The following is an 11774-nucleotide window of genomic DNA, read 5'->3' as shown; positions in this document are numbered from 1 at the left end:
GTGCGCTGCAGCAGCCGGCGCACGGGTGCCGGCATGCGCGCGGGTTGGGTTTGGCAGCGTCAGGTTTAAGTAAGCCGTCGAGCGTAAGTTCGCAGCCAGGCAGCCACGCTATATCAGGAGACAAACAAATGTCCGCCATCGAGTCCGTGATGCAGGAGCATCGCATTTTCAATCCCCCGGAGTCGTTCGCCAAGCAAGCTGCGATCCCCAGCATGGAGGCTTACCAGGCTTTGTGCGACGAGGCCGAGCGCGACTACGAGGGTTTCTGGGCGCGCCACGCCCGCGAGCAACTGCACTGGACCAAGCCCTTCACCAAGGTGCTGGACGAGAGCAATGCGCCGTTTTACAAGTGGTTCGAGGACGGCGAGCTCAATGCCTCCTTTAACTGCCTGGACCGCAACCTGGACAACGGCAATGCCGAGAAGGTGGCCATTGTCTTCGAGGCCGACGACGGCACTGTTACCAAGGTCACCTATCGCCAGCTGCATGCCCAGGTGTGCCAGTTCGCCAACGGCCTCAAGGCGTTGGGCATCAGGAAGGGCGACCGCGTCGTCATCTATATGCCCATGTCCGTCGAGGGCGTCGTAGCCATGCAAGCCTGCGCGCGCCTTGGCGCCACGCACTCGGTGGTGTTCGGCGGCTTCTCCGCCAAGTCGCTGCAAGAGCGGCTGGTCGACGTGGGCGCGGTGGCGCTGATCACCGCCGACGAGCAGATGCGCGGCGGCAAGGCGTTGCCACTCAAGGCCATCGCCGATGAAGCGCTGGCGCTGGGTGGCTGCGAAGCCGTGAAGAGCGTGATCGTGTACCGCCGCACGGGCGGCAAGGTCAACTGGGCCGAAGGCCGCGACCGCTGGATGGACGATGTCGCCGCCGGCCAGCCGCTGACCTGCGAAGCCGAGCCCGTCAGCGCCGAGCATCCGTTGTTCGTGCTCTACACCTCGGGCTCAACCGGCAAGCCCAAGGGCGTGCAGCACAGCACCGGCGGCTACCTGTTGTGGGCGTTGATGACGATGAAGTGGAGCTTCGACATCAAGCCCGACGACATGTTCTGGTGTACCGCCGATATCGGCTGGGTCACCGGGCACACCTATATCGCCTACGGTCCGCTGGCCGCCGGCGCCACGCAGGTGGTGTTCGAAGGGGTGCCCACGTATCCCAACGCCGGCCGCTTCTGGGACATGATCGCGCGCCACAAGGTCAGCATCTTCTACACCGCGCCGACCGCGATCCGCTCGCTGATCAAGGCGGCCGAGGCCGACGAGAAGATCCATCCCAAGCAATACGACCTGTCCAGCCTGCGCCTGCTGGGCACGGTGGGCGAGCCGATCAACCCCGAAGCGTGGATGTGGTACCACCGCAATATCGGCGGCGAGCGCTGCCCGGTGGTCGACACCTTCTGGCAGACCGAGACCGGCGGCCACATGATCACGCCGCTGCCGGGCGCCACGCCGCTGGTGCCGGGCTCGTGCACCTTGCCGCTGCCGGGCATCATCGCGGCCATCGTCGATGAGACAGGGCAGGACGTGCCGAATGGCAGCGGTGGCATCCTGGTGGTCAAGCGGCCCTGGCCTTCGATGATACGCACCATCTGGGGCGACCCGGAGCGCTTCAAGAAGAGCTACTTCCCGGAAGAGCTCGGCGGCAAGCTGTACCTTGCCGGCGACGGCTCGATCCGTGACAAGGAGACCGGCTACTTCACCATCATGGGCCGTATCGACGACGTGCTCAACGTTTCGGGCCACCGCATGGGCACGATGGAAATCGAGTCCGCGCTGGTGTCCAACCCGATGGTGGCGGAAGCCGCGGTGGTGGGCCGCCCTGACGACATGACCGGCGAGGCCATCTGCGCCTTCGTGGTGCTCAAGCGCTCCCGCCCGAACGAGGAAGAAGCCAAGCAGATCGCCGCCGAACTGCGCAACTGGGTGGGCAAGGAGATCGGCCCGATCGCCAAGCCCAAGGACATTCGCTTCGGCGATAACCTGCCCAAGACGCGTTCCGGCAAGATCATGCGGCGCCTGTTGCGCTCGCTGGCCAAGAACGAAGAGATCACCCAGGACACGTCCACCCTGGAAAACCCCGCCATCCTGGAGCAGTTGAAGCAGGCACAATAACGCGATAGCGCGGTCATACGCCCCTGCCGGCACGCCTTGCGCGTGCCGGCAGATAGCTTGCTCGCCCAACCCGGCTGCCCAACCACTGCTCCCATGCCTGATGAACAGTCGCGCTTTCGCCGACGGCTGCTGCTGTACTACGGCTTGTTCACGATAGGCTTGTTTGTCTTTATCGGCATGATGGGCCTGCTGGAGCGTTCCAGCGGCGACGCCCTCTGGCTCGGTTACGTCTTCCTGTTCGTCACCATCGCCATCTATGCGTGCATCGGGCTGATCTGCCGCACCTCCGACCTCAACGAATATTATGTAGCTGGCCGGCGCGTGCCCGCGCTGTTCAACGGCATGGCGATCGCGGCCGACTGGATGAGCGCGGCATCCTTCATCGGCCTGGCCGGCATCCTGTTCGCGTCGGGCTACGAAGGCCTGGCCTACGTGATGGGCTGGACCGGCGGCTATTGCCTGGTCGCGTTCCTGCTCGCGCCCTACCTGCGCAAGTACGGCGGCTACACCATCCCCGACTTCCTCGCCGCGCGCTATGGCAATGGCAAGCTCGGCGGCAACATGCCGGTGCGCGCGATCGCCGTGATAGCGGCTTCGCTATGTTCGTTCGTCTATCTGGTGGCGCAGATCCAGGGGGTAGGGCTGATCGTCACGCGCTTTATCGGCGTGGAGTTCGCCGTCGGCGTGTTCTTCGGCCTGGCCGGCATCCTGGTGTGCTCCTTCCTTGGCGGCATGCGCGCGGTGACCTGGACCCAGGTTGCGCAATACATCATGCTGATCGCGGCCTTCCTGGTCACGGTCTCGATGATCGCGTGGAAGCACCATCACCAGGCGCTGCCGCAGCTGAGCTACGGCACGCTGCTGCAGCAGCTCGACACGCGCGAGCGCAGCATCGAGCGCGACCCGGCCGAGCAGGCCGTGCGCGAGTACTATCGTCAGCAGGCCATCCAGATGCAGGACCGTATCTCGCGGCTGCCGCAATCGTTCGATGACGAGCGCAATGCGCTGTCCGCGCGCTTGCAGGAGCTGCGCTTGCGTAACGCCCCGCTGCGCGAGATCAAGACGGTGGAGCGCGAGCGGGTCGAGTTTCCGCGTGACATAGCGGCGGCCCAGCAGCAATGGAACCAGCAGCGCGAAGAAGCTCTGGCGCGCAGCCAGCCYTCCACGCCGTCGACCGAGCCCTATCCGTCGCCCTCGGAGGCGGAGCGCAAGACCAAACGGCTGAACTTCGTGTTGCTGGTGTTCTGCCTGATGCTGGGCACCGCCAGCCTGCCACACATCCTGACGCGGCTCTACACCACACCCTCGGTGAAGGAGTCGCGCAACTCGGTGGCGTGGGCGGTGTTCTTCATCGCGCTGCTCTATGTCTCCGCGCCCGCGCTCGCGGCGCTGGTCAAGTACGAATTCTTCCAGCACCTGGTTGGCACGCCATACGCGGAACTGCCGCAGTGGGTGGTGCAATGGCGCAAGGTCGACCCGCCGGTATTCGGCATTCGCGATGTAAACGGCGACGGCATCGTGCAATGGGCGGAGATCCTCATCCAGCCCGACATGATCGTGCTGGCCGCACCGGAAATCGCAGGCTTGCCCTATGTCGTCTCGGGGCTGGTTGCCGCCGGCGCGCTGGCGGCGGCGCTGTCCACCGCCGACGGCTTGCTGCTCACCATTGCCAACGCGCTGTCGCACGACGTTTTCTATCACATGGTCGACCGCACCGCGAGTCACCAGCGGCGTGTCACCACCGCCAAGATCGTGCTGCTGGGCGTGGCCCTGTTTGCCTCTTACGTCACCTCGCTGCGTCCCGGCAATATTCTCTTTCTCGTCGGCGCGGCCTTCTCGCTGGCCGCGTCCAGTTTTTTCCCGGTGCTGGTGCTGGCGATCTTCTGGCGCCGCACCACGGCTGCGGGCGCGGTGGCGGGCATGGTGGCCGGACTCGGTGTGGCGGTCTACTATATCTTCGTCAACTACCCGTTCTTTACCCGCATGACCGGCATTTTCGGCAATCGCTGGTTCGGCGTGGACCCGATCGCYTCCGGCGCMTTCGGCGTGCCRGCCGGSTTTGCCGTGGCCATCCTGGTCAGCCTGCTGACGCCGCGCAACGCCCCGGTGATCGACCGTCTCGTGACGTACTTGCGACGCGGATAGGGCCTTCGATCATGAAACACTAGATTTGCGAAACAACACTCTGATATACTCGCGGACTTGCTGGAGAGATGGATGAGTGGTTTAAGTCGCACGCCTGGAAAGCGTGTATAGGTTAATACCTATCCGGGGTTCGAATCCCCGTCTCTCCGCCAGAACAACGGAAAAAGCCCTTGATATTCAAGGGCTTTTTCTATTTCCGGGGCAGGTTCAGGGGCAGCGTGCGCGCCTTGCGCCCTGGCACGGGCGGATTCCCCACGCATAAAAAAGCACCTGTAGCAGGTGCTCTTTTATTTCCCGCGGTTGAACGGGGAGGGGTAGGGGGCCGAACCGGGTCGGCAAACTCATTGGGATCCGGTTCGGACTTGCAAGCCTAATCGGCTTGCTCGATCTCACTGCCATCTTGGCCAGAGKATCATCTGCCACTTACCTTCGCTTTGCTACTGCGCGTCTCAGTCGGCAGGACTCCAGTATAGGTCAGCAGAAGTCGGGGTCAACCTGAGTTTAATGGCGGGATGCTGGTGGCTCTCATGGACGGCTTATACGGGCGGGCCATCGTGCTTGTGAGCTCTGCTGCACGTGGCGATCCACGCGTATTCCCGATGCCGTCGCGGCAAACGCGCCGTGCTACGATCGATAAAAAATCGGGATGAGACACATAGTGAGCCAGGACATTGCAGCGCGTTTCGATACGGAGTTTGCCCCGCGGATTGCGCAGACGATCGCGGATTTATTCAAGCGCCGCATTCACGTCGAGGTGGTGCCGGACGAGCGCTCCGGCCGCGCCGCGCGCGTCCGCCTTTCCGGCGAGCCGTTCGATGAGCCGCGGCGGTTCGCGCAGCAGCTGAACGTCTACCTGTCGTGGGACAGCCTCGAGGTGGAAGCGCTGTTCGCTGCCGGTGGCGCGGAAAAATTCGAGCACTATCTCGCGGCCCTGCCGGGCAAGATGCGCGCGTGGCAAACACCCCGGCAGATCGATTTCGGGACGCGCTCGCAGGCAGACCCTACCGTGCTGCTTGGCGGGCTGGATTTCGAGCATTGAGACTGAGCTGTTCGGGCGATCTCACCGCATGCCCTGCAGCCTCTCCACGTTTCGCACCAGATCCACCAGCCCCGGCGCGACTTCCCGCTCGCGCGCGGCGAATGGCTTGGCTTGTGCCGATACCCCGCAGTTGAAGATCAGCCATTGCGAATCCACCGGCCGGAACAGCGGCACGGCAAAGGCATGGACATCGCTGCGCCATTCGCCACGGTTCACGCAGTAGCCCTTGGCCTCGAAATCCTGCCGCAGGCGGGAGAGTTGTGGCTGGAAGCGCAGGAAGGCATCGGGGTCCTGGAGGCGCAGGCGATTGAGCACGCTTTCGCGCTCTTCGGCGGGTGCCTTGCATAGCCAGGCCTTGCCGATGGCGGTGGTGAGCATAGGCAGCGCGGCGCCGATGTCTGGCGTCACGACAAGGCTGTCGGTGGAGCKGGCGGTCTCCACATAGATCATCTGCGTGCGGTCGCGCATGCCTAGCGATACCGCGCCGCCCACACGGTCGGCGAGCTCTTTCATCAGCGGCCGGGCGATCTGGCGGATATGCATGCTGGCCAGCAGAGGATAGCCGAGCGAGAGCACGGGCGCACCGAGCCGGTACTTGGCTTGCGTGGCGTCGCGGCGCAGGTAGCCGAGCACGGTCAGCGTGTGCGTGAGCCTTGCCACGGCTGATCTCGACTTGCCGGTGCGTTGTGCAAACTCCTTGTTGCCGAGCAGGGATTCGCCAGGACGGTAGGCCAGCAGGATATCGATGCCGTGCGCGAGCGTGGTGGCGAACTGGCGGTCGCCGGTGTCGCGCTCGTCGGCCACGGGCGTGCCGCGCGATGTGGCGGGTGATGCGCCGGGTGATGGCGCCGATGCCATCACGCGATCCCCAGCGACGTTTCCACGCGCCGGACYATCCGCAGCAGGCGCGGCCCCATTTCGCGTTCGAGCTTTCGTGGCGTCATCCTGGCGCCTGGCGCCCCGCAATTGAAGACCAGCACCTCGCCGTCGATCTCGGCGCGCATTGGCACGGCCACCGCATGCACATCGCGCTGCCATTCCCCGCGCGACAGGCAAAAGCCGAGCGTGGCGAAATCGTGCGCCGCGGCTTCCAGCGCGGCGGCGTGCGCCTGCCATTGCGCGGCGTCGCTGGCGCGTAGCGCCGCCAGCACCGGCTCGCGCTCGTCGGGGGATGCCTGGCACAGCCAGGCGCGTCCGATGGCGGTGGGGAGCATGGGCAGCGATGCGCCGATATCGGGCCGGAAGGCGATGGCGTCGTGCCCGCGGCTGGTTTCCACGTAGACCATTTGCAGCCGGTCGCGCAGGCCGAGCGAGACCGAGCCGCCCACTTCGTCGGCGAGCTGCTTCATCAGCGGGCGCGCAAGCTGCCTGACCTTGAGGCTGGCTAGCAGCGGGTAGCCAAGCGAGAGCGCGGTGGAGCCCAGCCGGTAGCGGCGCAGATCGGTGTCGTAGCGCAACAGGCCGCGTGCCGCCAGCGTGTATGTCAGGCGACTGATGGTGGCCTTGGAAAGCCCGGTGCGCTCCGCTAGTTGCTTGTTGCTCATGACCGGCTCTCCCACGCGAAAGCACTGCAGCAGCGCAAGCCCGTGCGCCAGCGTGGTGGCGAAGGCGGGGTCCGGATGATGGGGGCGGGGCGGCATCTGGCGTGGGAGAAAAGCGGTTCAAAGGCGGCGCATGGGCTGCGTCGCAGGGCTGGGTACGCATCCATCATAGCCATTGCCGGGCATTCCGGGCACACCTCGCGTTCAAGATAGCGAAACATCGATCCGCCTTTCGGGCACGGGTTGCTACGCTGGTTTCCACGCAGCCGATCCCGGCCGCACTTACCGGATGGAGCAAGACCGATGATCAGGGAACCGGACGCCTTTCAAGCCTTCCTGGCCGAATTGCGGCGTTTCGTGCGCGAGCGGCTGGTGCCGCGCGAGGCCGAGGTGGCCGCGCTCGATGCCATACCCGATGCGTTGGTAAAGGAAATGGCCGAACTGGGCCTGTTCGGCTTTTCGATTCCCGAGGCGTACGGCGGCGCCGGCATGACAACCGAGGAACTCGTGCTGGCGGCGCTGGAGTTGTCCCAGTGCTCGGTGGCCTTCCGCGCGCGGGTGGGCACCAATACCGGTATTGGCTCGGAAGCGCTGGTGGCGGATGGCACGCCGGAGCAGAAGCGCCGCTACCTGCCTTTGCTCGCCAGTGGCGAGCTGACCGGCGCGTTCGCGCTGACCGAGCCGGAGGCCGGCTCGGATGCCACGGCGCTGACGACTTCCGCGCGGCGCGACGGCGACCACTATGTGCTCAACGGCACCAAGTGCTTCATCACCAATGCGCCCATTGCAGGCTTGTTCACCGTGATGGCGCGTACCGATCCCGCGCGCGGCGGGGCCGCCGGCATCTCTGCGTTTATCGTGGAGCGCGGCACGCCGGGCCTGACCACGGGGCAGCCGTATCGCAAGATGGGGCAAGAGGGTTCGCCGGTCTCTGAGGTGCATTTCAACGACTGCCGCGTACCCGGCGCCAACCTGATCGGGGGCGAGGAAGGGCAGGGATTTCGCACGGCGATGAAGGTGCTCAACAAGCAGCGCATCCACCTGGCGGCGCTGTGCACCGGGCCGGCCATTCGCATGCTGGACGAAGCGATCCGCTTCGTCACCGGGCGCCAGCAGTTCGGCCAGCCGCTGGCAGAGTTCCAGCTGGTACAGGCGATGATCGCCGATTGCCAGACGGAGATTTTTGCTGCGCGCGCGCTGATCATGGAAACGGCGCGCCAGCGCGATCGCGGCGAAGACGTGACCATGCAAGCCTCGATGTGCAAGTACTTTGCCTCCGAGATGTGCGGGCGCGTGGCGGATCGCTGCGTGCAGATGTTTGGCGGCTACGGCTATATCGCGGACTTCGGCATCGAGCGCTTCTATCGCGACGTACGCTTGTTCCGCCTGTACGAAGGCACCAGCCAGATCCACCAGCTCAATATCGCCAAGCGCACGCTGGCGCAGGCCGCGGCGAGCTGATCACGAATATGCAGAACAGCCGCCGGCCAGCTTGCCAGGCGGCGTCATTGCCTCAAGGAGACACCATGTTGAAAACCTTGCTTGCAGCGGGCTCCGTCCTGCTAACCCTGCTTGGGCTTGCGCAACCGGCGCTGGCCGAGGCAAGCTATCCCGCCAAAGTGATCCGCCTGGTCGTGCCGTTCCCGCCGGGTGGGTCCACCGACACGCTGGCGCGCTTGCTGGCCGAGCAATTGAAGGAAGAACTCGGCCAGACCGTGGTGGTTGAGAACAAGGCAGGCGCTGGCGGCAATATCGGCGGCGATGCGGTGGCCAAGGCTGCGCCCGATGGCTACACGCTGCTGCTGGCCGCGGCCGGTCCCACGGTGATCAACCCCAGCCTTTACGCGCGCATGTCCTATGAGCCCCTGCGAGACCTCGTACCGGTCACGATGCTGGCGCGCGAGCACAACCTGATGGCGGTCAACCCGTCGGTGCCGGCGCACAACCTCAAGGAGTTCATCGCCTATGCCAAGAGCAAGCCCGGGCAGCTCAGCTTTGGCTCGCCGGGCAACGGCACCACGGCGCAACTCGCCGGCGAGTTGCTGAACCAGTCCGCCGGCATCAAGCTGCAGCACGTGCCATACAAAGGCAGCGGCCCGGCGGTGGCCGACCTGATCGCGGGGCATATCACGCTGATGATCGACAACATGCCGGCATTGCTGCCGTTTGTGCAATCGGGCCGCCTGCGTGCCCTGGCGGTGGCCAGCGACAAGCGCGCCAGCGCCTTGCCAGATGTGCCGACGGTCGAGGAGGCCGGGCTCCGGGGCTATGTGGTGACCGCGTGGAAGGGGCTGATGGCGCCGGCTGGCACGCCGCGCCCGATCATTGCCAAGCTGCATGATGCGACCGTGAAGATCCTGGCCAAGCCGCAGATTCGCAAGCGCCTGGTGGACCTCGGTGCGGAGCCGGTAGGCAACACGCCCGAGCAGTTCGCCGCACTGATCCGCAGCGATACGGCGTGGTGGGCCGCGCTGGTGAAGTCGACCGGCACCACGCTCGACTAAGAGGCCATTTCAAAAAGATGCTGGCGTCGTTGCGCGGCCTTGGCCGATCCACTTGTACTGTCTGCGGCCGCGCGCCTCGCCAGAACCGCTTCGCTTCATTTTGAAACAGCCTCTAAGCACGCTGCCCTGAGCCAATTTCCATCACACCAGCACATCGCCTGGGCACCCGCATGAACCACATAGATCAAGACGCGCACGCCGCGCAGCAGAACGGCCCGCTCGCCGGCGTGCGCATCCTCGACATGGCCACGGTAGTCGCCGCGCCATTTGCCAGCACGCTGTGCGCGGACATGGGCGCGGACGTCGTCAAGCTCGAGTTGCCCGATGGCACCGATCCGCTGCGCGGGCTTGCGCCGGTGAAGGGCAAGCTGCCGCTGTACTGGAAGGTCACCAATCGCGGCAAGCGCGGCATCACGCTGGATGTGCGCAAGCCGGAAGGACGCGCGCTGTTCCTCAAGATGCTGCCGCGGTTCGATGTGCTGGTAGAGAATTTCCGCACCGGCACGCTGGACCGCTGGGGCCTCGACGCCGAGACCTTGCGCGCGGCCAATCCGCGACTGACGATCCTGCGCCTGACCGGCTTTGGCCAGACCGGGCCGTATGCGGGGCGAGCCGGCTTCGCGCGCGTGTTTGAGGCGATGAGCGGATTCACCAACCTAGCGGGCGATCCGTCGGGCTCACCCATGCACATGAACTATCCGATGGGCGACATGGTGGCCGGCCTGTTCGGTGCGTTCTCGATCGCGGCTGCCGTGGCCGACAGCCGGCGCGCGCACACGCATGGCAACGAGGCGCGCGCCCGCGAGATCGACCTGTCGGCCACCGAGGCACTGTTCCGCTTGCTGGAGCCGTTGGCCGTGGAGTACGAGCAACTGGGGCAGGTGCGCCAGCGCGCGGGCAATCGCGCTACTTACACCGCGCCATCGAATATGTACGCTACCGCGGACGGACAGTGGGTTTCGCTCGTGGCGTCATCAGACCCGATCTTCCGCCGGCTCTGCCATGCCATCGGCGAACCTGCCATGGCCGACGATCCGCGCTATGCCAGCAACCCGGCGCGCGTGTGCCATCTCGATGCGCTCGACGCCATCGTCAAGACCTGGTTTGCCKCGCATGACTACGAAGCCGTGGCGCGGGCGCTGGGCGCGCATGAGATCCCGTTCAGCAAGATCTTCACCATTGTCGATATCCTGGAGGATCCGCATTTCCAGGCGCGCGGCGCGGTCGTCCGCTTGCCCGATCCCGATCTCGGCTCGATTCCCGCGCCCTGCATGGTGCCGAGGTTTTCCGGCCATGCGCCACCGGCGCCCCGCAGCGGCCCCGCGGTGGGCGAGCACAGCGCGGCCTTCTACGCCGAGCTTGGCCTGACGCCGGCCGATCTGGAAACGCTGCGCGAACGACAGGTGGTCTGACAAGCGCGGTGCACCGGCGTTGCGGTAGCCGCGTGCGCAACTCGTGCTACAGTGGCCTGATCCGATTCTCCGGAGGAGCATCATGGCTAAGGATTCCACGCCGCATCTTCAGGCAATTGTCCAGACAGCGCCGCAGGCCGGGCGCTATGTGTGGGTGATCACGCTGGTCGATTTCGCTGCGCAGATGGTCAAGCGCACCATTGTTTCGGACGATACCTTCACCACCTCGGACGCGGCGCGCGTGGCTGGCGACGCGCAGCTCAAGGCGATGGCGGCGGACAAGTAGCCGCTACGCGCGCCATGGGAAAGCGCAGCGTTGACACTGCCGGCGCACAGCGGCCCGCTTGCTGACCGCAAGCGCAAGGCGCGGGAGCGATGATGAGCATGTGCGAGGCCTGTGCGCAGATACGGCCCGGCTCGACGGGTGGCACGGGGCATCCCCGGCTGCTTCTGACGGATACGCAGCGCATCAAGCCGCGTGGCCAGCCCGCGATCACTTTTGCCACTTACACCTGTGCCGATTGYGGCTGCCGCTGGCGCCATGAGAGCGACAAGAACGGCAAGGGGCCGGGTTGGTCGATACAGCCGGCAGACTGACGCGGCCTGAATTTACCTGAAAGCATTCCCGCCACCGCCTGGCAACAGGGCGGGGCGAATCCGTGGAGGCGCGGCGCTGGCCGCATCCACCCATCCATCATCGACAGGGGAGCGCAAGTTGGACACTGGACCTTTCACCCGCTACAAAGGCTTCGATCTCTACCCGCTGATCTATCGTCACCAGGCGGAACGTACCTGGCCCGAGCGCCGGCCGGATCGCAGCTTCAACGCGTCGGTGGTGATCTGCCGCGAGGGGCATGAGCCGGGAACCGAGCGCTCGCGCGTGTTTCGCCTTAGCGCCGCGCCCTGGGACAATATCGGCACCGCCCGCCGCGGCGCCGTGAAGTTCGGTGAGGACATCATCAACGGCCTGGTGCCGGGCGAGTCGGTTGCTGCGCTGTAGGGTACTGTAGGGCGCCATGGGG

10 protein-coding genes and 1 tRNA gene are annotated in these 11774 nt (G+C 65.4%); 9 read left to right on the top strand and 2 right to left on the bottom strand.

All coding sequences use genetic code 11. The features are described 5' to 3' along the window. Nucleotides 1-128: 128 nt before the first annotated feature. The 4 genes from acs to AC1DS3_RS12830 all read left to right on the top strand — a co-directional run bounded on the left by acs (nt 129) and on the right by AC1DS3_RS12830 (nt 5295). Nucleotides 129-2111: an acetate--CoA ligase gene (acs, locus tag AC1DS3_RS12845; RefSeq protein ID WP_441640379.1), complete on the top strand. Its 1983-nt coding sequence runs from the start codon at nt 129-131 to the stop codon at nt 2109-2111. A 93-nt stretch (nt 2112-2204) separates the two neighbouring features. After that, nucleotides 2205-4256, top strand: coding sequence for a VC_2705 family sodium/solute symporter (locus AC1DS3_RS12840; protein WP_441640380.1), 2052 nt, complete (start codon nt 2205-2207; stop codon nt 4254-4256). A 62-nt stretch (nt 4257-4318) separates the two neighbouring features. Beyond that, nucleotides 4319-4408, top strand: a tRNA-Ser gene (locus AC1DS3_RS12835). A gap of 506 nt (nt 4409-4914) precedes the next feature. Then, a complete protein-coding gene (locus tag AC1DS3_RS12830) occupies nt 4915-5295 on the top strand; it encodes a DUF5594 family protein (RefSeq protein ID WP_441640381.1) in 381 nt (126 codons plus the stop codon). A gap of 21 nt (nt 5296-5316) precedes the next feature. Here the strand turns inward: AC1DS3_RS12830 and AC1DS3_RS12825 are convergent, their stop codons facing one another. Both AC1DS3_RS12825 and AC1DS3_RS12820 read right to left on the bottom strand, forming a co-directional pair. Then, complete coding sequence (locus AC1DS3_RS12825; protein WP_477127296.1) at nt 5317-6153, bottom strand: IclR family transcriptional regulator; 837 nt, start codon at nt 6151-6153, stop codon at nt 5317-5319. Beyond that, the gene (locus AC1DS3_RS12820; RefSeq protein ID WP_477127295.1) at nt 6153-6935 is read right to left on the bottom strand and encodes an IclR family transcriptional regulator; all 783 of its coding nucleotides are present in this window, start codon (nt 6933-6935) and stop codon (nt 6153-6155) included. The genes AC1DS3_RS12825 and AC1DS3_RS12820 overlap by 1 nt, the downstream gene beginning before the upstream one ends. A 204-nt stretch (nt 6936-7139) precedes the next feature. Between AC1DS3_RS12820 and AC1DS3_RS12815 the strand changes: the two genes are divergently transcribed. From AC1DS3_RS12815 to AC1DS3_RS12795, 5 genes are all read left to right on the top strand, one after another. After that, nucleotides 7140-8297 (top strand): acyl-CoA dehydrogenase family protein, encoded by a 1158-nt coding sequence (locus tag AC1DS3_RS12815; protein ID WP_477127294.1) that lies wholly within the window; start codon nt 7140-7142, stop codon nt 8295-8297. A 65-nt stretch (nt 8298-8362) separates the two neighbouring features. Next, a complete protein-coding gene (locus AC1DS3_RS12810; protein ID WP_441640385.1) occupies nt 8363-9340 on the top strand; it encodes a Bug family tripartite tricarboxylate transporter substrate binding protein in 978 nt (325 codons plus the stop codon). Nucleotides 9341-9510: 170 nt separating this feature from the next. Continuing rightward, nucleotides 9511-10752: a CaiB/BaiF CoA transferase family protein gene (locus tag AC1DS3_RS12805; protein WP_477127293.1), complete on the top strand. Its 1242-nt coding sequence runs from the start codon at nt 9511-9513 to the stop codon at nt 10750-10752. A gap of 82 nt (nt 10753-10834) precedes the next feature. Beyond that, nucleotides 10835-11038, top strand: coding sequence for a hypothetical protein (locus tag AC1DS3_RS12800; RefSeq protein WP_043347764.1), 204 nt, complete (start codon nt 10835-10837; stop codon nt 11036-11038). A 429-nt stretch (nt 11039-11467) separates the two neighbouring features. After that, complete coding sequence (locus tag AC1DS3_RS12795; RefSeq protein WP_043347757.1) at nt 11468-11752, top strand: hypothetical protein; 285 nt, start codon at nt 11468-11470, stop codon at nt 11750-11752. Nucleotides 11753-11774 lie beyond the last annotated feature (22 nt).

Source organism: Cupriavidus sp. 01L46, from assembly GCF_056399905.1.
Note: the sequence above shows the minus strand (reverse complement) of the source record. Positions and strands in the feature narration are given on the sequence as shown.

Excerpts from the sequence above, each read along its gene's own strand:
- AC1DS3_RS12800 (WP_043347764.1), top strand. The coding sequence starts at position 10,835 with ATGGCTAAGGATTCCACGCCGCATCTTCAGGCAATTGTCCAGACAGCG.
- acs (WP_441640379.1), top strand. The coding sequence starts at position 129 with ATGTCCGCCATCGAGTCCGTGATGCAGGAGCATCGCATTTTCAATCCC.
- AC1DS3_RS12815 (WP_477127294.1), top strand. The coding sequence starts at position 7,140 with ATGATCAGGGAACCGGACGCCTTTCAAGCCTTCCTGGCCGAATTGCGG.
- AC1DS3_RS12810 (WP_441640385.1), top strand. The coding sequence starts at position 8,363 with ATGTTGAAAACCTTGCTTGCAGCGGGCTCCGTCCTGCTAACCCTGCTT.